A 26,536-nucleotide genomic window follows, 5' to 3' on the forward strand; every position below is an offset into this window, starting at 1 on the left:
TCAACGATCTCTGTTTTTTACGCTGAAGGAACAATATAAATGGCTTGGTTCTTTACAACAGACAGTTTTATTTTTCCATTTTTCAACGAAATTCGTCTGGATAGCAATACCGGGCCGTTTATAGTGATCTCATATAGATCTGCAAATTTTACTTTTTGCCAGTTCAGTGGCAAAACCCATTGCTTATGCTCATATCCGGATTCGCTGTAGGCAATAATTCTATTTTTTTCCCATAAAGCAGGAACAAAAAGATCATTATTGTCCCTTAACATCAATTCGCCCTGCTTGATAAGGTGGTGACCTTTCTGGTTAAATGCTTTGATACCTTCCGAATAAAGCAATGTATCTCCCTGTAGAGCAATCCTGCTGTGCTGGCTTAAGTAAAACCAGGGCAGGGTTGTTCTACAAAATTGTTCTTTAAAACCCGGAAGGTTTTCCTTGTCCTGAACAAAAATCTCTTCTCCGTGCATACTTGATCCAAACCTGAAATCCCCGTCTCCTTTACGATCAGTACGCCCTCTGGCAGAAAGACATTCAGGCGTGTTCATTTGAAATCCAATATCAGCTGGATACCACCATGACATGGGTTGCAATCCATAGAAGCCCTCTCCCGGAGGATGCGCCCAAAACAATCCTTCACCTGTAACATCGAATCCTTTTGCCCTCCAGTACCTGAATATTTTATGCTGTGTTTCGGCCTCTTTGAAAATGTCGATTCCACCATTTTCTTTTTTGGCATGCCATGGACTGAGTGTAGGCTGAAATTCCGTTTTCGATACAAAAGCATCAATATGAATGGTATGGCCGATCTTTAATTCTGGAATCATCTCCACCAATCTGTCAATTCTGCGCTGCGCAAGGCCTTCAGCCCATTCCCGTGTATAACTCACATTATACAGACTATCACCTTTAATTTGGATACTGCTGCTCAATACCCGCCCATTGATGTCTCTGGCCAGAACATCTTTTTTCAAATATTCATTCCACAACGGACTACTTTTATAGGCATCCGCCATATTGATGTGCAAGCTCACTGTAGTATGATATTTTCGTCCTTCGCGGATAAGCCAGTTCAGACTCTCCAGAGCAGTCTTGTCCTGTTTGCGTTTAAGCCTGGGATTGACTTCATCCCAGGCTGGATAAAGATGGTCGTGGCCACCTTTCTGCCATCCAACCAGGTAAATGATTTTAGGAATGCCCATGGTCAGATTATCCGTTTTCCGGATCACATCAAATGCCTGTTCAAAGGTGCAAATTACATCATGCGCGTTCTGAAACAACGGTTCTTTTTCAAGACGTTCTACAGGTTCGCCTTCCATACCCATCATCAGTTTCATAACCAGTATTTGATGGTATTCCCGGTAGTATGGTCTAACAACAATATCTGTACTTGCTGTAAATACTTGTGTATTCCTTTTGACTGTTACAGTGATGGTTGCAAGCCCTCCTTCACCAGCAAAGGCCTGATCACCTTTAAGGACCAGAACAGGCAGCGCATCACTTGAAAGTTTACTCTTCACCATAAAGCTGATTTCTGAAGGGTTGAGTTTTACCTGCTGTCCATTTTTGTCTACGGCAGAGACAGATAGCTTTGCAAATTCTCCAGGATGCAAGAGGGGATTAAGTACTTTTTTATCTGAATAAAGTGATATGGACTTCAATTGAACCTCTGATGCTCTGGTATAAAGTGTCATAGACACCAGCACTATAAAGAGGGTATAAATGATTGTTCTGTTCATCTAAAACGTGTTTGTTGAGTTTTTAATATTTTCTTATTTTTTTAAGGAAGGTATGACTCTAATTAATACAACTCCCCTGGTCGGTACCATTGCGGTATACTCGCGCGCTGCAGTTCCAATATTTTTTTGACGCCATATATCCCGTATGTTCATGCTTGAATCGGGCAGACCGGCTTCCTTCCATTTTACAGTGACTCTTTCCTGTGTTTCTCCTTTATTACATAAACCAATAGCCCTGCTCCCATCTTCAAGTTCTTTAACAAGGACAAAAGTATTTTCCGTTTTAGAAACAACTGATGCGCATTTCCCAAGTAAATCCTGATCAACATCAATCACTTCAGCATTACAAAGAACATTCAGGCTGAAATCATTCAGCTTGGTCAGATCTCCGCTATAGAACAAGGGTGCGGCCAGCAATGCCCATAAAGACATAAAGGAGTATTGTTCTACCGGACTTAATCTGGTCAGTTCGGGGAGGCCCATTCCATTTGTGTTGCCGACATATCCAATCTGTATATAATCCGGGTCACTCCAGGCCCCTGGCCTTGTCCATTTTCCATGTACAGCATTTTTAAGCGCGACTTCAAAGAACTGGTTAAGTTCCGGCCCAAGGTCAGCCCCCGTACGCCAGGAATTTCCGGCTTCGCTTCCCCAGACCCAAACATCATTTCTGCCATACTGACATAGGTTAAAAGAGATGTCACGGCTCTGGCTTTTAAGCATGTAACCCATCTTAAGATACGGCGCCTTCATCAATTGATCCGAGGTAATTCCGGGAAGGCTATCCCTGATTTTTTTTTCCAGGTATTCATAAGAACAATAATCATATTTCAGGAAGTCAAAACCCCATTTTGCAAATTGCAGGGCATCTGCAGCCTCATGGCCATAGCTCCCGGTAAAGCCAGCACAGGTGGTTGGCCCTGGCGAAGTGTAAATTCCAGCTTTCAATCCTTTTCCATGAATGTAATTGGTTAGCGATCTCATGTCTGGAAAATAGGAATTAGGAAGTATGTTTCCGATGGCATCCCGTGCCCGGCCCACCCGACCGAGATCCTTGTGGTGCTGTGCATTCATCCAGCAGTCGTCAATATTAATATACTGATACCCAGCATCAGCCATACCACTGCTTACCAGGTGATCGGCTGCCTCGCGCATCATTTGATCGGTGATGCGTTCATAATGAGCATACCAGTTGTTCCAGCCCATTGGCGGACTGAGATTGATCTGGTCTCCGCATTTAATCTCCAATATCCGGGTATCTTTGCCATAACGGCTCTTTCCTGAAAGTTTAACCCTGTAAGTTCCTTTTTTCTGGATCTGACCGGTAATGATTCCGGTTTCTTTATGGATACGAAGTCCCTGTGGTAAGCCTCGCGCAGAAAAGCTGATCGGTCTTATACCAGTTGCAGGAATGCGGTAAAGGAAAGGATGACCGGGACGGCAGCCGTAGATCTTTGGACCATTGATTTTAGGTACCGGGCCCGGTTTAGGTGTTAGGATCTCTGCTTCCTGACCTGCAGCTCCAATAGCTGCAGGTATTTTTGTTCCTTTAACATAGATCGTATCCTTCATTTTTGCTAAGGGTTCCTGTGCACTTGATCGCAAAGCGATTCCCGTAGAACAAAACAAAAGAAGGTAAAAGACAGGGAGGTAAGTTTTATGTTTGATCTTATTCATGGTATTAAAAATTAATAACCTGGGTTTTGACCTACATCAGCTCCATGGTTTCGGAAATAGTCGACCTCTGATTGTGGAAATGGCCAGAGATAGTTATTGGCTTGAAATACATATTTAGTCGGTGCTTGATCCAGTCCTACTGCATTGATCTTCTGATCGGCTATTTTCCACCTTTTCAAATCCATTAAGCGTTGTCCTTCAAAAGCAAATTCAATCCTTCTTTCATGCCGTATCTTTTCTCTGAGCCCAGACTGAGATTGTGCAGAAGGATCACTTTCTGCCGTTGGCATTCCGCTTCTTGACCTGACCAGGTCAATAGCCTTATAAACATCGGCACCAGGACCGGCTGCTTCATTTTGTGCTTCTGCAAAAGTAAGCAGTACGTCTGCATACCGCAGGAGCACAACATCATTCTGACAATGACTGCCTAAATCTGTACTGTTTTTATCAGCATCTATATATTTTCTAAGATTATACTTAAGTGGCGGGGTAAGTAAAGGAATTCTCGGACTCCAGTCAGGATAGCCTTCACCTCCAAAACCATAGGAAGAGCCAGGTACCATAATTGTCTGATTTAATCTTGGATCTCTTTTGTCGTATGGAGATGCCGGATTATACACCGCAGATTTTCCTATAGGCAAACCATCTGCTCCTTCATAATCATCTACCATATTTTGGAAAGGCAAAACACTCATCCACCAGCCATATCTGACGGCACTGTTGTTCTCAAAGTTTGGGCTGAGGTATTTTACTGAAAACATAATTTCAGTGTTATCTGTCCCCTGCCCTGCGTCCTGAAAAATTTTATCATACCGGGGATACAGATGAAATTTGTTGTTTTGAATAATAAGTTGTGCACTGGCAGCAGCATCAGCATACTTCTGGTTATAGAGTTGTATTTTAGCCTTGAGCAGTATTGCTGCCGCTTTTACAACATGTCCATCGGTATACACAGCATCTGGAAGATATGAAATTGCCCAGTCCAGATCGCCAAGAATTTGCGTAACTACTGCTTCTTTAGAAGATTTTTTAATCAGGGGATCCGTTACAGAATAAGGATGCAAAATTAAAGGAATACCACCATAAAACTCAGAGAGATGGAAATAATAAAAGGAACGCAAAAACAAAACTTCTGCTTTCCAACTGTTCTTCTGATCGGTAGATGAAGGCACTTTATCTACGTTGTCCAGAAAATAGTTGCAGGTAGCAATTTTACCATAGGTATCGTTATAAAGGTCAGCGACCAATCCACCGGTAGACGGACTAATTGGTCCTGTCATCGCACTTTTGGCATTTACAGCATTATTCCAGTCCCAGGCATTATCAGAATAGCAATCCCAAAGTGGGTAAGTATCCATATTGAATCTGCTCCCGAGCAATGTATTATAGCAACCTGTAAGGGCCATTGTGGCATCTTTTTCTGTTTTCCAGAAAGTACCAGCAGACAAGGCATCATGCGGACTAAGATCAAGAAAGTTTTTTTTACAGGAAGAAAGACCTGCTACAAGCAGCAGACATAATATATATATATTATAATTTATTTTTTTCATCATCAATATTTTTAAAATGCTAAAACTGAATATTTAACCCGAATGTCAGTGAACGCATTAATGGATAAGTGTATGCCCCGCCATTAGACGGATTTTCCGGATCGCCAAACTCATACTTGGTGATCGTAAAAAGATTTTGTGCATTAAGAAAGACCCGTACTTTCTGCATAGCCGCGCGTCTGGTTAATGCCGCAGGTATAGTATACCCAATGGTTATATTCTTTACCCTTAAATAAGAGACGTCTTTTAACCAGAAGGTACTCGCCTGCCTGGTAGATCCTCCATTTGGGCCATAATAATAATCCATGATGGGCTTAACCGTGGAATGGTTCTCTGGTGTCCATGAATCCTGCCACCAGGTTAACGGAGCGGTGCCTCCTCCAAAAGGCATCAGAGTACTGTATTCACCCGTAACTAAAGCTTTCCTGCCTTGTTCTCCTTGCAAAAAGAGAGAGAAGTCAAATCCTTTCCAATTGGCATAGATATTTAAGCCATAGTAATAGTTCGGATTAATTCCGTCAACATCAACCCGGTCATCGGCGTTTACCTTACCATCACCGTTTACATCTTTGATCTTCACATCGCCGGGATGTTCCACCCATGGGGTTTTTGGTCCGTTGTCGATCTCTGCCTGTGACTGGTAAATGCCATCTGCCTGATAAGTGAAATAACGGTTCATTTCATAACCTTCTTTCATAAAAGTATTTCCATTATAGGCCGGTGCGCCGAAATTCCTTAATTTGTTTCTTTGTCTGGTAATATTGCCTTCAAGTCCGTAGGTAAGCTCACCAATTTTCCCCCTGTGTCCGATGATCAGCTCAATACCTTTATTGTCTACGATGCCCTGGTTAACATTTGGGCTGCCTGCTCCGGAATAAGCGGGAACCTGCTGTTGACGGAGGATATCTGAAGTGGTTTTAATATAGTAGTCAAAAGACCCGTAAAGCTGGCCATGCTTTATACTGAAGTCCAGTCCGATATTTTTACTCGAAGTAGATTCCCATTTTAACTTCTCATTGGCCAGGTTTCCAAGACGTACGCCGCCCTGATCGGCAAAGGGATAGTTAGCACCCGTTGAAAGAGTGGATTGGAACGGATAATTTCCATTTACATTATCATTTCCAAGTTTTCCATAGCTGGCACGAAGTTTAAGTTCATCAACCCAGGATACATTTTTGCTAAAAAAGGATTCCTGACTGATCCTCCAGCCAAGGGCTAAGGAAGGGAAATAAGCATATTTATAGGTAGGAGGAAACCGGGAACTTCCATCTCGCCTGACCGTTACATCCATAAGGTATTTACTTTTATAGTTCAGGTTAAATCTGCCAAACTGGGAACGAAGGGAGTAATCTGACTGAGAGGCTCCCGTACTCTGTCCGTCAGAAGGTGCAGCATTCAAGACATCAAGTTCCTGAGAAGCAAATCCGCGACGATAGCCCTGCAAAGCTTTATCTACTGACTTTTCTTCGCTGGCACCGATTAAGACATCAAGATTTAAATCATTAAAAAATGTCCTGGTATAGTTGAGGGTGGTATAAGCAGTATAATATTTTGAATCTCTGGAAGTTTGGGTAAGATCTATTGTCTGAACACCATTGGAATATCCTTCTTTTGCACCAGTAATAAAGTTATAAATCGGAATGACTGGTGTTTGTGCTTTGACATCTGTTGTAACGGAACGCATGCCACCCTTAACTTCCCAGGTTAAATGATCAAGTATCCGGAGCTGAGTATAAGCTGTTGCATTAAGCAGAAAGCGGTTGGTCCACTGACCTCCATTCTCTGTAACTGCCAGGGGAGGTTTCTGTGGCCATTCTGCATTCCATGCTCTCCAGGCATAATGACCGGAACCGTCCAAAACATAGGGCGAATAAGTTGGTGCCTGGGCAAGTGTCGCCAGCAGTACATCGTTAACCCCATTATATGGCTCTTTTTCAGGATCTGAAACGCCGTTGAAGGAAACACCAAATTTGAACCTTTTGCTCACTTCGGAATCCATACTGAACATTCCCGTATATTTCTGGTAGTTGAAACCTTTTACAATGCCATCCTGGTTCCAGACGCCCATTCCTGCATGAAAATTGGTATTGCCGGTTCTCCCTCCTATAGAGAGCGTATTGTTAAATATATTGACCGGCTTAACCATAAAATCCCACCAGTTAAAACTGGGATAATTTATGCCTGGAGTATTTTTATACAGATCAATGGTATTCTGATCATAAGGTGTAGCCCCACCACCAGCATTTTGAATAGCTGTATTTTTCATGGTCATATAGTCTACAGAATTCCACACTCTTGCGGGCTGGTTAATAGCAGATTGATTCACATAACTGCTGTTGAATTCCACATTTAGCTTACTGTCTTTCGCTCCTGTCTTTGTAGTAACCAAGATAACTCCGTTTGCTCCCCTGGCACCATAAATAGCAGCTGATGCATCTTTTAATACCGTAACACTTTCGATAAAACTGGGATCTAATGTGGTTATATCTCCCACTACACCATTGATGAGTACTAAAGGTGTATTGGGAGAATTTTTGGCAAAAGAAGTTGGCCCTCGCAAGGTCACACTTATTTTTTCAACACCCGGCTGACCACTTCCCTGTGTAATACTTAAGCCTGGAACTTTGCCTTCTAAAGATTGTAAAGGATTGACCACAGAGCTGTTATCAATATCTTTTGCCTGAAGAGTAACTACAGCTCCTGTAATATTGGCCCTTTTCTGACTGTTATAGCCTACAACAACCAATTCCTGAAGCTTATCATTTGATGGACTAAGCACGATATTACTTAGGTCTTCACTTGCTTTGACCTCTCGGGTCTGATAACCGATAAAAGAGATCTGAAGTAAAGCATCTTCAGTAACGTTGCTCAATGTAAATTCTCCGTTGGCATTGGAGGAGGCTACCTTATTGCCGTTTTTCACTTTAACAGAAGCCCCAGACAAAGGTTTTGAATTTTCATCTATGACTCTTCCTTTTACATCGATATTAAAAGGATTAGAAAAATGCTCCCTTTCAGTTTTTTCTTTCTGAAGAATTAATATAGACTGATCACGGATGAGAAAGGTCAAATCCTGCCCTTTCAATATTTCTTTCATAGCTTCTTCTAAAGTAGCATGATCAAGATGTACGCTAACTGGTTGCGCCTGCTTCAGTTGTTCCGATTTGTATAAGACAATAAAACCTGTCTGTCTCCTTACATCTGCTAACGTCTTTTTAAGACTGGAATTGCTCGTGCTCATGTTGATCCGCTGTGCCTTGGTAGAAGCACTAACCTGTAACAAAAAGGCCGTTAGGATGATGGTGGTTATTTTCATAATCCGCAGTAGTTGTCCTTGGGCATAAGCACAGGGCTTAGGGCCAAAGAAATCATAAAATTTCATATATTTGGTTGTTTTGGTTTAGCTGCGGCAGCCTGGACCTCGAAAATCGGGCTATCGCGATATGGTTATTTTACATGTTTCCCTTTTAAGAGAATTGCAAATCAAAACATCAGCCGGGTATGTGAATTACATTCCCGGTTTTTATAAATTGACGTGCCGTTCAAAGTGTAGCTGTTTATTTCATGACATAAATCCTCCTTCCTTCAATCTTAAAATGAATGCCACCAAGAAGTTCAAGCTTTTCAAGAACTTTTGACACATTTTCATAACGGGATACTCCACCGCCGTACAACTGCTTCCTGTCCCCGCCCTGGTATTCTATATCTACATCATACCATCTGGATATTCTACGCATAATGAGCTCAAGCGGCTCATCATTAAAAAGAAAAACTCCATTTTTCCAGGCAATCTCCTGTTCTGTATCAGCTTCATGGACAACTAACCCATGGGTATCAAGAACAGCCTGCTGCCCTGGCTTCAGCAGAACAGGGTTTAACACGTTTTTTTTGTTTAGCGTATAAACGGATACGGAACCTTCGACCAAAGTTGTTTTTACAGCCGGCTCTTCTATGTAAGCGTTAATATTGAAATGTGTACCCAATACCTCTACTTCCTGTGCCGGACTATGGACAATAAATGGATGTCTTTTGTCTTTAGCAACCTCAAAATAACCTTCTCCGGTCAATTCCACTCTTCTTTCCTTTGCGACACCAAAACACACAGGATATCTAAAGACTGTCCCTGCATTGAGCCACACTTTGGTGCCGTCAGGCAAATTAACCTGGTACTGCCCTCCTCTTGGTGTTTCAATGGTATTGTAAAGTACGTTTTTCAAGTCAGAAGCTCGCCCGCCAATAGCCTCATAAACAAGTTGCCCATTTGCTTTTTTAATGATTTTGATGCCGGCCTCCTCTGCCACAGCACCACTTTTTCCATCTTCCAGTTGTATACGTTTACCGTTAGACAAAAGCAAACTGGCTTTATTACCAACTGGTTTGATGCCACTTTTTACTACCTGTTCTTTTAATGTAGGCCGGCTCGTTACCCTGAGGTGCCAATAATAACCAATGCTCAGACAAAGAATAACAATTGCAGCTCCCGCTATAATGCGTCGAAGGAGCACCAAAGACTGTTTGCCGTGCATGTGCATGTGTAGAATCTTCCGGCTGTTAAAAAAGTCTTCCAGCAGGTCGCGGGCTTGCGGGAATTGGGTAGAGTCGCCTTGAGCTAAATACCAACTTTCTACATAGGCTTTTTCGTCATCATTTGCTTGACCGTTGTTGTATTTATCTAACAAGTTATGAATTTCATTCAGCTCCATGCTATGGGGATTTTTGGCATATATAGTCTAAAGACACGGCATGTTGCCTTAGGGGGTAGATCGTTTTAAAAAAAACTTAGAACCAGATAAAAAAAACATATGGACCGAGTTTTCCCCGCAATATTCGAAGCGCGTTACGCACCTGCGTACGAACCGTCAGAGGACTCAGATCGAGTTTATCTGCGATTTCGCTGTGACTAAGTTCCTGATTCCGACTCAATTCAAAAATAATGCGCATTTGCGGTGGCAGTGCAGCTATTTCCTTATCAATCAAAGCTCTAAGCTCTTTTTCCCGCAATTGTTCGTCGGTTATACTCGTACCTTGCTCTATGAAAGCCTGCATGGATTTGCTATATTTTCCTCTTACTTTTTGATTTCTGTGAAGGTTCAGAATTCTGTTACGCACAGAAGCATACAGATACGCTGGTAAGCCTAAATGAAGTTCAATTTCATATTTATGGTCCCAAAGATAGGTAAAGAGCTCCTGCAAAATGTCTCGCACCTCTTCTCTGTAAGGGAAACGTTTATAAGCGTGCATATATAAGATACTATAATAACGCGCATGGATTTCAGTAAGTGCAGCACCATCACCGGTTTTCAATAACCTTGTAAGGTCCTGATCACTAAATTCCTTATAAACAGACATTTTCTTTATCCTGAACTTAAATTTAAAATTAAGTTATCAATGATAACCAATAATTTCAAATTTAAGTTCAGGTATCAAACAAAAAAATACTCGAAGCTTCTTCAAAAGGATCTTTGTCCATTTTCGATGCCTGATTATTTAGAAACCACTGTTGTCTAAGGCAAATGTATTTTTTAGATCCTTCCATCGGCCTTTTGTAAAATCCGGAAACTGTTGCGGCATATTCCCTTCTGCAATTGATTTCTCGGAGAGCGGTGTGATGACACTCATTGTTAGTGAATCATAAACATCTATAGGCGTTTGCCGGCGTTGTTTAACCGATTCTACGAAGGCATTAAAAACGAACCAATCCATCCCTCCATGTCCTGCTCCATCGGCCTGATGTTCGTACTTTTTCCAAAGGGGATGATCATACTTGTCGAGCCAGACCTTCGCTTTATCCCATTCGTCATAACTGGCAGATTTTCCCTCCACATAAATCGCATCGGCAACATCCATCCACAGGCCCTGCGTTCCCTGCACCCGAAAACCCAGAGAATAAGGTCTTGGCAAATGCGTATCATGGGTCAGTGTTACAGTTTCTCCATTTGCACAATTGAGCATTGTGGTGACCAGATCACCGTTCTTAAAATTGACTGACAAGTTTTTATTTCCCGGGGATACTTTCTCAATATATTGGTGCAAACCCCTGGATTTAGAGGCAAAAGAAACCAGATTGGTAAATTGATTACCTTTATTGATATCGATATATTGCATGATGGGACCTACACCATGTGTGGGATAGATGTCTCCATTGCGATCTGCATTCCACTGCGTCCGCCATTGGGCTTCACCTACTGTATTGGGACCAAATTCTCCACCTTTACCGTCAAAATTCCTTCCATCGTTAAATAAAACGCCACGGAGATCGTGCTGGTATCCACCCTCGAGATGGATCAGTTCCCCGAAAACCTGGTTTCGCACCATATTCAATACAGCCAGTACATCACGCCGGTAACAAACGTTCTCCAGCGTCATATATGGGACTTTGGTTTCTTCATAGACTTTTAAAATTTCCCAATGGTCTTCTACGGTAATCCCAGCTATAACTTCACAGCCAACATATTTCCCAGCCCGCATGGCATCAATTGCCTGCTCCTTATGAAATTCCCAGGGTGTGGCAATGATCACCGCATCTATATCCTTACGTTCCAATAATTTCTTATAGGCATCAAGCCCTCCTGTATATTCGGCTGGCAATTTCTTTCCCGCCTTTACAAATTGCGCACGGCAATATTTTAAGGAGCTCTCCTGAATATCGCAGATAGCCGTTATTTCAACATCAGACCGAAGTAGCCCTTCTGTAATATGATTTCGGCCTCTTAAACCTACACCAATGTATCCCAGACGGATCTTGTCTTTTGCCCGGGCAAACAGCAAACTGGATGGCATTAAGGTTAGTCCTGCCAATCCGACAACCCCATTGGCACAAAAATGTCTTCTATTCATAATCTTATAATTTAACAAACTGTTTTTTTCGTTTTTTTGCTTCAGACAGGATCCTCTCTTCCATAGTGGTACCCTGTGCTTCCAGCAATTTCAGCAACTGAAGCTGTGCCCGGGTGCGTTGCAAGTTATGCTCAGCAGAACTGATCTTATAGTATTTATCACCATTCAGATAATCGGTCAGAAACCTGACAGCCTGCATATAGGGCATTAAAAGCACACCCTTTATTAAAGACCGCAACTCCCATTCGTTTAAAAAGCTGGCAGCGGATTCCATGTAACCTTTGGTATAGGCATTAAACAGGTCCAGATTGAGCTGAATACGAGACAATTCTATTTCATCTTCAGGTGCAGTATTGACAATAGTACGAATAGCATCCCCAAAGTCATAGGCTACATAACCAGCCATCACGGTATCCAGGTCAATGACACATTGAGCATTTCCATTCAAATCCAACAATACATTATTGAATTTGGTATCGTTATGGATAACCCGTCTGGGCAGTGTAAGTTGTTGTGCTACCTCCTGGAAAAAAGACATCGTTGCACTCCGTTTTTTTATGGTTTCCAGTTCCTGGGAAACAAGCTGGACACGGTCCAGAGGATCTTGCTGTATAGCCAGGCTCAATTGGCCCAGTCTTTTTTGGATGTTGTGAAAATCAGGGATCACTTCATGCATGATGTCTGCTGAAAGATCAGAAAGCATAGCCTGGAATTTCCCAAAGGCCTTTCCTCCTTCATAAGCTTGTTTCTCTGTTTCCACAACATCATAGCTTCGGGTGTCTTTTAAAAAGAGGCACATCCGCCAGTAAGCGCCATTGCTGTCTTCATAAAAGTAGGGTCCTGCTTTAGTGGCCACCAGCGTCATGACTTCTTTCTGAGGATCTCCCTCACCCGATAAGTCCATTTTGCTCTTAAGATGAGCAATGACCCTGCACATGTTTTCTGTAAGACGGGGTACATCTGTAAATATATCATTATTGATCTTTTGCAGTAAATAGTCGTACTCTATACCCGCCAGATTTTTTAAACGATAGGTATCGTTGATGTGCCCTGATCCATAAGGCTTAATTGTAGAAACATCCACATGACATCTGAATTTAGATGTGATTTCAAATAAGTTCTTAATTCTTCTCAAAATAAACAGTTAAGATTAATGGATAATTTTAATAGGCTGATTCGTCTGCCCCAATATCGACACGGCCATTTCTCACCCTTGCTTCCTTATCGATATCGAATTCGCCCGGTTGTGCAATAAATGAAGGTAAGCCCGCATTAACACATAAGGAAGCACTGGTCAAATGAAGGTTTGGACTTGGTAAGACTGCAGAAACAAAGGAAGGGATGGTATATTTTGAATTGGCATCCTGAGCTGTTCCGGCTTTAAATGCTGCTAAAGAGCCATAAGTTGTGCCGTTAATTCCTCCCCAGTCAAAAGTAACCGTGGATGCAGAGCCCGAAAGGGAATAGTAATTGTTATAGTCAAATACCAGATTGGTTGAAGTATAACCCAAAGAAGCAACTACAACGATATTACTTGCCGATTGAATGATGTTGTTTTTTACAACGAGCTGGTCTGTGTTTTGAAGATGTATCTCTCCTCCCCAACCCGTTTTTGAGAAATTTTTAAATAGTGTATTGTTTGTGATGGTTGAATTAATGACCTTACTGTTGGGAGCATTTGATCCCATAATGATCCCGGCTTCTACATTATTATAGATGAAATTGCTTCTGATGTTGATGCCATCCGTGTTGTTATTGTTGTTTTCACAACCCGCACTAATACCTGTTGAATTCTCGTAGCAAGTATTCCCTTCAATATTGATCCATTTGCCTCCATCTACATAAATACCTGCGGAAGTAGCCACCGGAGAAACACAGCGATATACTTTGTTGTATTTCACATTTCCATTGCGCGCAAAATTAACGCTGGCAGTTGGGTTAGCCCAGGAATAGTGACCTGACAAATCGATACCAATATTCTTGATATCGTGAACGATGTTGCTTTCTATTAAGAAGTTTTCAACATTACCGGTTAAGGTCATACCCTCGCTGTAGCCCGTGTTACAGTTATATATTTCATTACTACCAATGTATATATCCGCATAAGATGTTCCTGCTGATCCAACAACAACCATTGGATTGGCATTATCCGTGCTTGTTGGTATGGCGCTGGAATTGCTGGTCCAGCCTATATTATAAATTTTGCAATAGGTAAAATGAACATCACTGCCCGAACCTATCATATAAATCCCCTTAGCGTTACTTCTGATATTATTGGCGATATTAATATGATCGATCCTGATATGGCTTCTATTGGCTATACCAATCATCTCATTTTGGGCATTGTTGGTTGCATCAACTCCATCTAAGGTCACAACCCCATTGTTGTAATTTGTTAAAGTAATGGGTTCGGCGCTCGACGCTCCGGAATTTGGCCAGTAAATTCTTTCCTTATACGTACCTTCTGCTACATAAATAGTAGCACCGGCACCATCGGTGGTTTTCCATAAGGCGGCCTGGATGGTCTTGAGCGCTGTAGAGATAGAAGTCCCTGCATTTGCATCATTTCCAGATGTACCATTAACATAATAGCTGGTGATTGCCAGGACGTTTAGCTTCGAACTTGCTTTTGCATTTTCGACAGACAGACCATTGATTTCATTTTGTTTGGAACAAGCGGTCATGATCACCGCAAATATTCCTAATAAGAGCACTTTTTTCATAAAATATAGTTTAATTAATTCACATTTAATAGTTCAAATACTGGCAGTCTGTCCAGTGCTATTTCTGTTGTAAGGGTTACTGGTCCCTTTATCTTTTTACCCAGATCGCTTTTCCAGCTGCCTTTTGGCAGATAAATGGTTTTGGCCGGGTCGTTCGTTAGCATTGGGGCAACCAGGTATTTGCTGCCCAGCATAAACTGTCCTTTTACCTCAGCGAAGCCCTGGTTAGGGAACTCGTACTCCATACTTCGGGCAATGGGTTCGCCGGTTGCAGCGGACTGTTTGGCCAATTGAAGAATATAAGGTGTGTATTTTGCTCGAATATCAACGGCCTTTTTGACAGCTGCCAGATTCTCTTTTGACAATACCCTCCATGGTGCTGCCGAAAATTGCATCATTGGCATCAGAGCGGAACACTGTGCCGAGCGTACCACCAGTTGTTCATCCAGCTTATCTTTACCGATGAATGACCCATATTCTCCACCACCGATCATATCCGGGCAGCTGAACTGGTAACCCAGCAGGCCTGCAGTGGTGAGGTGTGGTATCAGCTTTTGCAAATCCTCCCAATTGTGCTTTTTATCACGCAGACGCTGTACTAAAGGCTCACCTCCCATTTTCCACATGGCCCGGTACTCGTTAAGTGGATAGTGTAAACCCATTTCGCCCCAAAGCCGGCTGTGTTCATTGGGACTTGCTTTTTTATATGAAACTGCATTGGGTGGATAAAAATCGGCATCCCCTGCATCAAATTTAAAGCCATCCAGATGATAGGTATTAACCATATGATCCAAACGGCCGCGAAACCATGCTTTGGCATCCGGGTTTGTAAGATCAAGCACAGCACTGTAGCCATTCCACCACGAGATCAAGGCGGGTTTCTCTGCCTTTTCCCAAGGCTTGCCTGCCTCTGCTTCGTTGTCAAACAGCAGGAACTTTTTAGCCAGCAGTTCTCTAAAAACTTCGGTATCAGGAGATACAAAGGGACTCATCCACAACATGACTTTAAAACCCAAATGGTGCAGTGTATCTACCATAGCCGCTGCATTACTAAACCGGTCTGATCTGAAATCAAACCTGCCATAATAATCTGCCCAGTTGTCGTCGATCATGATCACTCCGGGTGGAAAACCCTGGTCAATAATTGCCCTGGCATAACTTAAAATGTCCTTTTGATTCTGGTTGTAAACCAGCTCTATCCAGGTATTGTATTGTGGCCTGCTCAGTAATAAGGTGTCGGGCAATTTGTTTTTTGACGGAAAGAAACGCTTTGAGGCGTTGCTAAAAGCCTCACGCAGATTTTTCCCTGCCGAGTCAATGATGAGTATGGACTTCGGATGGCTGATGGTTAGTATATTTTTATCAAAAGTGAACTTATAGGGTTCCTCACTCCAGATGAACCTGCCCTTGGTAGATACCAATAGTGGTGCAGCCTGGTTACCGCGGGTATCGCCATACATATCCAGACTGTAACCATCTTTAAAAGGCATCAGATGAGCATCATTTACAGCACCTCCATACCATTTTTCGCCCTCTTTAATAGGAACAACGGTTTGTGCAAAAAGTCTTGTATCTGGAAGACCCGCCATCATAAGTAAAAATAAGCCTGTTACAAAGATCTTAATCATATACTTGGTTTTTTATTGAACTTTCAGAATATGATTTAACTTATTATAACCTGTTGTTGCTTCCCAGACACCATTATTCGCTAAACGGATGCTAAACTCCGGCTTTGTTGCAATACTGGCATAGGCATCGGGCAGACTCAGGAGCATTTCATAATCGCCGGCAGGGAAATCGGCAGGAATTTTAATACTTTCTGTTACTTTGTTATCTCCACTATACCATTTCCTAACATCAGCAGCCATGTCAAATGATTTTATTTCGTTTGTTTTGGTGTTTCGCAATAGTAATTTCGCCGGGCGTTTATTATAGGGGGATGCATAGCCCGCATTTTTGATGTTCAAGACAAAGTTCAAACTGGTGCCTTTTACCAGATTGTCTGGCAACTGTGCACTTTGTAATACAAAACGATAACCCAGGTTGCGCTTAATATGATCCATACAACCACCATCTTGCCAGTCGTTATTAACGTCTGTATTGTAATGCGCATTAATAAAGCTGTAATGCAGGGCTGCAAACTCTGCCTGGATTTTTCCGGCGGGTTCGCAGTCGTTGGCCGGGCTATAGTCGTCGGAGCAGGTTTCGCCACCTACAACGACAAACTTGCTGTCTGCTTTGGAATAATCTTTTAAGGTGTTTAATACCGTACCGTCAGAGGTACGCGGGCTTGAACTGTTGCCATAATCTTCATAAGTACCAAAATCATTAGCGCTGGCCATGAAACAATCGTTGTGGTAGCCTAAGCGGGCAATATCAGTTCCGTTAAATGCGCCGCTTTCTGTTAATGGAGGAGAACTAAGGGGCGAATTAATGCCATAGAGATAGCGCTGTTTCAATTGTGGATACCGCAGCTGGATCATCCGGTCGGCAGGTACAGCGTCGAGCATTGCTTTGATCACTTCTATCCGGTCTTTCCAGTTGTTGTCTGTCAGTTTGTTGTCCTGACCACCGTTGTTCGATGCATCGCCAAAAAAATCGCTGTAGTATTGCTCTCCCCAGGTACCTATAAAACCCAATTGTATACAGGCAATGACGTCGGCATTGTCGTGCAGAACAGGTTTCAGCTGTGTAATATGGTTAAGGATAATCGCTTTTGGTGCATCACCATATAAGGGGCAAATAAAACCTTCGGGGCAATTACCCGGCTTTGCAGTTGCCGTGTAGACAAAACGGGGGATCAGTTTAACCCCTGCCGCACGTGCGGCATCGAAATCCTTTTTTATATTGGTCAGGAATGATGCTGATATGGCTTTATTCGCCACATCATCCAAAATATAATACCTGAAAACGAGGGTACTTAACACTTTGTAGTTTGCCGTTTCGATAGATTGTGGTGAGCGGTAGCTTTTCAGCTCTGCCTCAGTCAGTACCGTGTAATTACTGGAATGTACTTCAGAATAGCGGTAAAAGCCACGCTCCGGGTTAGGAAAATCCTCATTACTTTCGATGTAAGTAACATTTACCTTTTCCACTTTAACCAGTTCATCTTCCTTATTTTTGCACGAGATGAACAGCAGGACTGCGATGAGGCAAATACTGCATGCATAGACTATATATTTTCTTATCATGATGGTATTTTATCAGGTTTAGTTTATAGTTTAAAAAAGATGTTCCGCTTATACAGCCAGTAACACAGGCCCCATTCCACAATTAATGCTGCGAGGGCCGATGCCACTGCAGCTATATTGACCGGCACATTTAGGAACAGGTGTAACATATCACCCGTAAAAATGGCGACTTTGGCATTCAGCCATTGCACCCCAACCGTTTCAAAGAACAGGTAAATAAATATGGCGTTCATCCCAACTACGGTAAAGATCCAGGCATATTTGGTCTTACGCTTTACATCAACCAACCAATACACAGCGGCCAGGATCAGCAAGACCCAGCCCACAGAGGCAAATGTGAACGAGCTTGTACTGATGCGTTTGATGATTGGGGTAATGCCCGACAGGTCAAGGCCAAAACCGATGACCAGACCAAGCAAGCCTGCCAGGACTAAAATCTTGATTTTGTAAGCACTTGTTTTACCAGAGATCAGTAGCTTACCGGCCAGCACGCCCCAAATGGTATGCGCTGCTGTAGGGATGCAATTGATGGCCACCCAGCCGTCGCTGTTTATTTTGCCCATGAGCAAGGTATCGACATATGCACCAAAATTTTTTCCTTCTGTAAAGGGCTGATTGAAACCTGGTATCTCTACAGTACGGTACAAAATTTCGGTTAACAATAGCAAACCAATACTCAAGGCAAATTGCCAGGCATAGGACTTGTCGATGATCAAATAAGCAACCATAGTGGTGAATGCCAGCTGCGTCAGCACATTCCAAAGTTCCCAAACAGGTTTGCCGGCATAAAAACAATGCAATGCCACTCCACAGATGAAAAGTTTCAGGCTGCGAATAAGAACATGTTTAAGGTTATCACCCCAGCTTTGGCCCTTGGCCATTTTACGATGGTAAGAAATATACATCGCAGCACCAGCCATGAACATGAACGCGGGCTGGACCAAGTCCCAAAATCGCAGTCCGTGCCAGGGATGATGAAAGAACTGAGTGATCAAACCACCCGTAGTATGGACAGAATCTACATGCTTTATGGCTTCGTAAAGCATGCAACTTTCCCCACAAAGCAGTATCATGATCATACCGCGCATAACATCTAAGGACACTAAACGTCCATTAGCCAACGGATCAGCAGTTAAAATATTTGCCATAAGTTACCAGGATATATGTTTTATTTACAGTTTAAAACAGGTTAGGGTATAAAAACTATTCGCTCATATCTAAAAAGAAACTCGAGGTTCCGTCGTCCGGGGCACTACCTAGAGTGACTGACCAGTCATTTTTTATAGCCTGTAAACCGATCCGCAGTCCCGAACCCGATAAGCCTTTAAGTTTACCGCGTGCCAAACGCATTTCAAATTTCACAAGGCCTCCCTCTTCTTTCACGGTACCCAGGGTATAGGCCTCGGCTATGGATTGTTGAGCAAATGAAAAAGCATTCTGGTTGGTACTGTTGTGGTAAAAAACGTCTAAACTCGCTGTGAGCAGCTGACCCTCCAGCAAAATATCATAACCACCATCGGTGAACGTGCCTGTCAACAAGCCGGTAGCCGGGTTGTTGTCTGAATCTATGTACATGTCAAAAATCACTGCATCTGCTTTTTTGCCGGTCATTTCAGCATACAGATATACATAATTGCCATCGTAATCCAGTTTCACCATATTAAAAACGCCCTTCTTTGTTCCTAGGGGAATCACATTTTGGGTTACCGTAGCCCAGTCATCGAAGGAGTTGTCATTGATTTTTACAGGTGATGTTTTAGCGATTCGCAATACGGTCGATGCTTCTGCACTTTGTCCGTTTACTGAGGCCACCAGGGTTGGCACGTATTTGCCCTTGCCTGGATAAACGTGTGTCGGGTTGGCCTCGGTGGAGGTTTTACCATCTCCAAAATCCCATTTGTAATTGGCTACGCCCGCAGTTTTTACGGTAAAGGTTGCGCTGGCACCATCAACGACAACTTCATATAGTAAATCGGTTTTTATCTCGGTTTTATCTTTTTTACAGGAGCTGAATATTGAGCTTGCCATAGCGATCAACGGCAAGAGCAGATAAGCTTTTAAATTTTTCATAATTTTACATATTACAATGTGATCATTAAACTATGGATTTTGCGTGGCCAGCGGATTGCTCAACACCTCGTCAATTGGTAAATAGTAGATGATACGGGGACTGGTATAAGGCACTGTCAGGTTAGGGTAACCTGCTGGTGTTTTTGACAGATCGATATCGGTCTCTTTTAAACCGGTTAGATGGTATCCCCAATAAGCCTTGTTCAAGGTCCGCTTATTGCGGAATACATCATAGATCCGATGTCCTTCGAACGCCATCTCTACCCGTTTCTCTGTTAAAACAACATCCAGGACGGTACTGCCTGCAGGCACAACTTTATTATAAAGCGAACCTTCCAAACCACGGTTCTTACGGATCATGTCTACATCATCGAGTGCTGCAGCCGCGGCACCGGTTTTTGCTTCAGCTTCAGCGCGGATCAGGTACATTTCAGCTATCCTGAACATAATTGGTGAGCTTAAATTTGGCCGACTGTTCTGGAAAGAAAACTTACTGATGTAATATACTTCAATACCATTTTTCTTCTGTACAACACCAGCAGCATCTTTTAACGGAACAATATACGACCAGCGAACATCTTCAGGATGTGCAGACATGACCGAACGCAGTGAGGAAGAAGCATATTCTTCACCCCAGCCGGAGTTTCCGTCTGAGTAGATCATGGAGGCGATAGAACCAAATTTTCCATAGTCATCAACATCGGTAAATGCTATACAGAAAATGGTCTCACTACCGGTAGTTGCATTGGCAAATAAGGCTGGATATGTGGCTTTAGTGGCTAAAGTAAACTTACCGGAGCTGATCACTTTGCCTGCATATTCAATAGCTTTTGCATTGTCTTCTTTGTAGAGATTAACACGTGCGAGTAAGGACCATGCAGCTTCTTTTGAGGCATACTGAACGCCTCGGGACAAGGTCATCAAATCCGCAGCTTTTTCAGAATCTGCAATAACGGCGTCGTAGACTTCTTTAACGGTTGATCTTGCCTTTTTTGAAGGATCGGTGAGATTTGTCCGCAGAATGACACCTGGAGAATTAGGGTCAACAGTATAGGGCTTCCCAAATAACCTGACTAAATTAAAATGGCAAAAGGCACGTAAAAAATAGCATTCGCCTAATAACTGATTAGTGGTCGCATCTGTTTTGCCTGATTTTTCTACCGCATCAATAACCGTATTTACTCCATTGATAATCTTGTACGATACATACCAATAATAACGGGTATTGCTTTGCGATGGAGAGTGGTCAAGGCTAAAGCTATAGTATAACGGATCGGTTGTAACCTGTCCGCAAACAATATCATCACTGGCAAAGTCTGTCAGTTGATAAAACTGACGAAGATACATGTTGTTCTGATCTGTAACTCCGTTAAAAAGGATATGATCCTTAAACAAAGCATATGCTCCATTCAATGCATTGGTTAAACCATCTGTAGTGGTAACCAGAGAAGTTGTGCTCATCGCATCACTTGGACTAACTTCCAGCTTTTTACAGCTGCTTATAGCGATGAAAAACAGAACAAATAAAGTGGATACAATTTTCTTCATTTCCTTAAAAATTAAAATTGACAGTGAACAAATATTGCCTGTTGTTTGGATATTTAAAATCAGACACACCCGGGGTAGAATAACTACCTGGCGTAATGGTGGTCTGGGGATCCTGACCTAAGAAATTAGAGAACGTAGCCACATTATCTGCGGTTACGCCAACCGTGATATTATCCATGCTGATCTTCTTGGCCCAGGCGACCGGCAAGGTGTACGAGAAGGCAACGTTCCTGATGGTAAAGTAGCTCCCGTTTTTTAAGTAACGTGTAGAGGTCTCTGTAGAGTTGGCCGAATTTTGGGGACTTGGTTCCGTTGCCTGAGTATCGCCCGGCCCACTCCAGATCTTGGAGCCATCAGGCAATTTAATCTGGTTATAATAAGGCTCATGACCATCGTTCATCATAAACCTTAGGTTATTACTGAACACCTTGTTGCCATAGTTAAAGTAAGTGCTTACCCTTAAATTAAAGTTCTTATACTTAAAGCTGTTGTTAAAACCACCCTGATACTTAGGCAATGCTGAACCGACTTCCTGATTGGTGGCCTGTGCATAATCTGATGTTTTTTCGCTGGCTACGGCTTTCCCCTCTGTATTGTAAATAATTTTCTCCCAAACTGGTGCCCCAGTTTGTGCATCCACACCTAACCACTTTGGCATGTAAAATTCAAAAAGATTACCCCCATTCCGGTAGATCTGTGAAATGCTCCATGAACCGGTTTTTATGATATCTGAAGGGAAACCTGATAACTTGTTGTTGTTAAAATTAACGGTAAAATCTGTAGTCCATTCAAAGTTCCTGGTCCTTACATTGGTCGAGTTGATCCCCAGTTCAATACCTTTATTGGTTACCGTACCTGCATTGTCCCACTTGGTTTCGAAACCAACAGATAAGGGTTGTGAAACCTGTAACAATAAGTTCTTGGTATCATTACGGTAAAAATCTAATGTTAGATTTACTCTTTTAAACAGACTAATATCCATACCTGCATTGAGCTGGTGTTTACTTTCCCAGGTTAAATTTGGGCTTGCCAATTGATAGGGTACTGCACCTACCAATGAATTATATTGAGTAGTAAGAGAGAACAGGCCCAAGTAGCGCGATGCACCGATATCCTGCGTACCGGTAACACCGTAGCTGGCCCGTAATTTTAAGTTGCTGATGGTCTCGTTGCCCGACAGAAAATCTTCATTACTGGCCGACCATGCTGCCGAAACAGATGGGAAACCACCATACTGTTTGCTTGGTGCAAAATTGGAAGAACCATCATATCTGAATGATCCCGACAGGAAATATCTGTTTTTATAATTGTAGTTGACCTGTGATAACAAAGATTGTAAAATATACTTGTTGTTAGCGCCATTGACCAGCTGGTTATTGGATACCACATTCAGTACTTTCAAACCCTCCGGTAGTCCTTTACCGGAAGCACCAGAATATTCATTTTTACTGCTTTCAAAGGCTCCGCCTGCAAAACCACTTAAGCTATGGTTACCAAATTTGAAATCGAATTTAAATAACTGGTTGCTGATGACGCCATAATTCAAAGTGTTGAGCTCATCAATATAACCTGTACCATGATAGGTACCTGCAGCCAGTGGCGATACATAATTGGTACCTTTGTCGAATGAGGCAGACACTCTGTTTGTACTGGCAAAGGTCAACCAGTCTGCGATGCGATAGTTGATCCCCAGGTCGTAGTTTACATTAAACCCTTTATAAGGGTGATCAGAATTTTGCACCGTATTAATTGGGTTGATTTTATCTCTTGACCACCATTTAAAGGTAGAATTACCATCTACATAAACTGGATTGCCATTGGCATCATAGGGATTGTCCCAGGGCATATTGAGAAAGGAATAGTACATATCCATGTAGTCATAACTTCTGCCTTGCGATGCACTAAGGTTAATATTGTTACTGACATCGAGCTTTTTTGAAAAATGATAGGTGGAGTTTCCACGTAAATTGACACGTTCAAAATTGGTATTGATAAAGGTTCCCTTTTCTTTATAGTAAGATGCACCTACATAATAATCGTTCTTTTCTGTTTTGCCGCTGGCGGATAAATAGACGTTATACAAAGGGGCACTTTTAAATGACTCTTTAGACCAGTTATAATCCTGGTTTCTCAAGGATAAAGGACGCTCTGCATAGAATTTTATCAAGTCTATTTTATAAGAATTGTCGGGAGCGCCTACAATGTAATCCCGGTAAAATTCTTTCTGGTAATCGTAAAGCTCATTGCTGTTCATGAGCTTCATCTTACCAAAATCGGCTGTTCTAAAACCTGTTGATATTTTGGCTTCAAACCTGGTTTCATTTTGTTTGGCCCTTTTCGTGGTGATGATGATCACTCCTGCATTTGCTTGCGAGCCATATAAGGCTGTGGCGCCGGCATCTTTCAATATGGTAACGCTTTCTACATCATTAGGATCATAATTGCCACCAATAATACCATCTACCACAAATAGCGGGCTTTGGTTTGCATTTACAGAGGATACTCCGCGCAACCTGATCTCCGCGATGGCACCAGGCGCTCCTGAGCTGTTCACCACCTGCAATCCGGCAACTTTACCCTGCAACATAGAACCAATATCATTGGAGGTTACATCTTTTAATTTTTCGGATGAGACCACTGAAACGGCACTTGTCAGTTCACTTTGTTTCTTGGAGTCATATCCCACCACAACGATATCGTTAAGCAAACCAACATCTTCGGCAAGTACAATGGTTAAGGAGGCCTCTCCGTTAACCGGTACTTCTTTTTTTATGTATCCGATAAAAGACACAATCAATACGGCATGCTCGTCTACATTCTTGAGGGAAAAATTCCCATTTACATCGGTACTGACTACTTTAAGTTGTCCTTTAACACTCACAGATGCGCCGGGTAAAGGGCTTCCCTGTTTATCCAATACCTTTCCTTTTACATCGATGTTTTTAAAATTCGTATTTCCAGGCTGCATGGGATCAACAGGACGGGGCTTGATCAAAATGGTTTTCCGGTCTACTTTATATATCAGGTTCTGACCTTTAAGCAAGATTTCCATCACCTGGTCCAGTTCCGAATTTTTAAAGTCTGCATGGATTTTCAATTGACTGTTTACATATTGATCAGAATAGAGTATTCTGAAACCTGTTTGCTTTTTGATCTCCAGAAAAACCTGCTGCAGCGTGGCATTCTGTTTTGTATAACTGATCTTTTGAGCAAAACCTGCTGCACTGACTTGCAGTAAGCAGGTGGTGAGAATGACGATGATCAGGTTAACTCTCATTAGTAATTTTCTTTTATTGGTGTTCAGAATTTGCTGAACCACAAAATTCATAAATAATAAAAGTTTAGGCAGTAGCCACCAACGCGGCACACCTAGGTTAAAAGCATTTATTTTCATACTTTTGTTAGCTTGGGTTAATACATGAACGGATCTCAAATTTGTTTTTAGGGTTAACTCAGATATTGCCATGAAGGTGCTGATACACTTTCATGGCTTTTTTTCGATGTAGTTTCTTGCTTTATCTGTTCTCAAGAGGACTACGCCGTTTTCTTAAAACCACTGGAGATATTAACTTGCTTTGCCTTTGATTCTTTTCATTTTGTTTGGTTTTTAGTTGATGATGTTTTGGTTAGTTGTGAGGTGGCGAGAGGTTATCTGGTGAGTACGATTATTCGCCTCCCTTCAATGGTGAAGCGTGTCGTACTGGTTTCTTCAAGCATATTTAAAACACTGGATACATTTTCAAAGCGAGAAATCGATCCTGTAAATGTAGGCATGTGTTCTGGCGGATGGGCATAAATAATCTCTACGTCATACCATCGGGAAACTTTCTTTAAAATATCAGATAAGGGCTCATTATTAAATGCAAATTCACCGTTTTTCCAGTCAATGACGTCGTTAACGTTCACCTCTCTGACACTAAACTTTTTCCCAGTCCAGACAGATTGTTCACCTGGCTTTAAAACCACTTGCCGGTTTAATTTTACAGCCCCTTCGAGTAAAGTGGTTTTTACGATTTGCTCATCAGGATAGGCATTAATGTCAAAATGGGTACCCAACACTTCTACTTCCTGTGTTCCACTGCTCACAATAAAAGGATGGGATTTATCTTTTGCGACTTCAAAATAAGCTTCCCCAACCAACTCAACCCTACGTTCATTTAAGGCGGCAAAGGAGGCTGGATATTTTAAAGAAGAGGCCGCATTCAACCAAACTTTGGTTCCATCGGGCAAATGTAGCTGATACTGCCCTCCTCTTGGGGTTTCAATTCGGTTGTACGCTCTTTCTGCTTTTTTTCCCTGATCGGAAACCGTGTATACCAGTTGTCCGTCGTTGGTTTTAGTGATCTTCACTCCTGCCTCTACGGCTAGGGTACCGGTTGAGGAATTGCTCAGCGGGATCTTCTTTCCGCTGGCTAGTGTAAGGTAAGCTTTATTGCTCCCGGCGGGAACATCATTCAGATAAGCTTTAAGGCTGTTTGCCGAGCCCGAGGTCTGGCCCCGGTAAATATACAGTCCGGCACTGACCACCAGGACAATACTCGCTGCGGCAGCCACAGTGATCCATGTTGTTCTTTGTCTGAACCATTTTTGCTTTTTATCTTTTTGCAATCTGTCCCACATTTCATCAGAGATTTCAGTCAGTTCCTTTTCAGAAAGACCTGCTTCATCATGCTGATGGAGTTGATGCAGCCAAAGTTTGGCAATGGTTTCTTCTTCCGGGCTGTAATTACCCGAATTTACCTTTTCCAGTACTTCTCTAACATCTTTTTTCATTCTGTTATTGCTTAACAAAAGATATAGACGATTCATAGAACCGCATTAGGTACACGGGTTTAAAAAAAATAAAACAAAAACTACAAACAACTGATATACAGTTGAATAATTTAAACAATTACATTTTCATGATCCATAAGATATAGACCAGTACACCTAGTTTTACCCGGAGATGCTTCAGCGCGCGTTTGAGTTGAGTAGATACGGTATGTTCGGAAATCTCTAATTGTTGAGCAATTTCTCTGGTACTCAAAAAGTTCTTTCTTTTTAAAATATAGATCTCCCTCATTTTTGAAGGCATAGCGGCTATTTCGCGCTCGATTAAAGCGGTAATATCTTTTTCACGTATTAAATAGTCTGTTTCTGTAGAATTGATTTCGATGTGATGCTCCCCGCTTTCGGCATATTTCCGAATGATGCCTTTATGT

At 42.2% G+C, this 26,536-nt stretch carries 17 protein-coding genes; all 17 read right to left on the reverse strand.

The features are described 5' to 3' along the window. Window positions 1-17 precede the first annotated feature (17 nt). Entirely contained in the window at window positions 18-1,739 is a 1,722-nt protein-coding gene (locus DBR11_RS08600) for an endo-alpha-N-acetylgalactosaminidase family protein (protein WP_199233800.1), read from the reverse strand. A gap of 33 nt (window positions 1,740-1,772) precedes the next feature. Further along, window positions 1,773-3,416 (reverse strand): glycoside hydrolase family 27 protein, encoded by a 1,644-nt coding sequence (locus tag DBR11_RS08605; RefSeq protein WP_108551612.1) that lies wholly within the window; start codon window positions 3,414-3,416, stop codon window positions 1,773-1,775. A gap of 11 nt (window positions 3,417-3,427) precedes the next feature. Beyond that, entirely contained in the window at window positions 3,428-4,969 is a 1,542-nt protein-coding gene (locus DBR11_RS08610; RefSeq protein ID WP_108551614.1) for a RagB/SusD family nutrient uptake outer membrane protein, read from the reverse strand. A 16-nt stretch (window positions 4,970-4,985) separates the two neighbouring features. After that, window positions 4,986-8,348: a TonB-dependent receptor gene (locus DBR11_RS08615; protein WP_108551616.1), complete on the reverse strand. Its 3,363-nt coding sequence runs from the start codon at window positions 8,346-8,348 to the stop codon at window positions 4,986-4,988. Between the two features lie 175 nt (window positions 8,349-8,523). After that, the gene (locus tag DBR11_RS08620; protein WP_108551618.1) at window positions 8,524-9,669 is read right to left on the reverse strand and encodes a FecR family protein; all 1,146 of its coding nucleotides are present in this window, start codon (window positions 9,667-9,669) and stop codon (window positions 8,524-8,526) included. A gap of 76 nt (window positions 9,670-9,745) precedes the next feature. Further along, window positions 9,746-10,315, reverse strand: coding sequence for an RNA polymerase sigma-70 factor (locus tag DBR11_RS08625; protein ID WP_108551619.1), 570 nt, complete (start codon window positions 10,313-10,315; stop codon window positions 9,746-9,748). A gap of 138 nt (window positions 10,316-10,453) precedes the next feature. Further along, window positions 10,454-11,803 (reverse strand): Gfo/Idh/MocA family protein, encoded by a 1,350-nt coding sequence (locus DBR11_RS08630; protein ID WP_108551620.1) that lies wholly within the window; start codon window positions 11,801-11,803, stop codon window positions 10,454-10,456. Between the two features lie 4 nt (window positions 11,804-11,807). Beyond that, complete coding sequence (locus tag DBR11_RS08635; protein ID WP_108551622.1) at window positions 11,808-12,938, reverse strand: phosphotransferase enzyme family protein; 1,131 nt, start codon at window positions 12,936-12,938, stop codon at window positions 11,808-11,810. 28 nt (window positions 12,939-12,966) lie between these two features. Further along, a complete protein-coding gene (locus DBR11_RS08640; protein ID WP_108551625.1) occupies window positions 12,967-14,526 on the reverse strand; it encodes a right-handed parallel beta-helix repeat-containing protein in 1,560 nt (519 codons plus the stop codon). Window positions 14,527-14,540: 14 nt separating this feature from the next. Next, window positions 14,541-16,154, reverse strand: coding sequence for a glycoside hydrolase family 31 protein (locus DBR11_RS08645; protein ID WP_108551627.1), 1,614 nt, complete (start codon window positions 16,152-16,154; stop codon window positions 14,541-14,543). Window positions 16,155-16,166: 12 nt separating this feature from the next. Then, window positions 16,167-17,717: a DUF4832 domain-containing protein gene (locus tag DBR11_RS08650; RefSeq protein WP_108551629.1), complete on the reverse strand. Its 1,551-nt coding sequence runs from the start codon at window positions 17,715-17,717 to the stop codon at window positions 16,167-16,169. A gap of 23 nt (window positions 17,718-17,740) precedes the next feature. After that, window positions 17,741-18,865 carry an acyltransferase family protein gene (locus tag DBR11_RS08655; protein ID WP_108551631.1) on the reverse strand — a complete coding sequence of 375 codons (1,125 nt, stop codon included), beginning with the start codon at window positions 18,863-18,865 and terminating at the stop codon, window positions 17,741-17,743. 55 nt (window positions 18,866-18,920) lie between these two features. After that, entirely contained in the window at window positions 18,921-19,787 is an 867-nt protein-coding gene (locus DBR11_RS30525; RefSeq protein WP_108551633.1) for a PKD domain-containing protein, read from the reverse strand. 30 nt (window positions 19,788-19,817) lie between these two features. After that, entirely contained in the window at window positions 19,818-21,335 is a 1,518-nt protein-coding gene (locus DBR11_RS08665) for a RagB/SusD family nutrient uptake outer membrane protein (RefSeq protein ID WP_108551635.1), read from the reverse strand. Between the two features lie 4 nt (window positions 21,336-21,339). Then, window positions 21,340-24,729 (reverse strand): TonB-dependent receptor, encoded by a 3,390-nt coding sequence (locus DBR11_RS08670; RefSeq protein ID WP_233260691.1) that lies wholly within the window; start codon window positions 24,727-24,729, stop codon window positions 21,340-21,342. Between the two features lie 254 nt (window positions 24,730-24,983). Next, complete coding sequence (locus DBR11_RS08675; RefSeq protein WP_158275246.1) at window positions 24,984-26,108, reverse strand: FecR family protein; 1,125 nt, start codon at window positions 26,106-26,108, stop codon at window positions 24,984-24,986. Between the two features lie 118 nt (window positions 26,109-26,226). Then, on the reverse strand, window positions 26,227-26,536 hold a 310-nt coding region (locus DBR11_RS08680; RefSeq protein WP_233260692.1), incomplete at its 5' end, for a sigma factor-like helix-turn-helix DNA-binding protein.

Origin of the sequence: Pedobacter sp. HMWF019 (assembly GCF_003061025.1) — a bacterium.
Classification (GTDB): Bacteria; Bacteroidota; Bacteroidia; order Sphingobacteriales; family Sphingobacteriaceae; genus Pedobacter.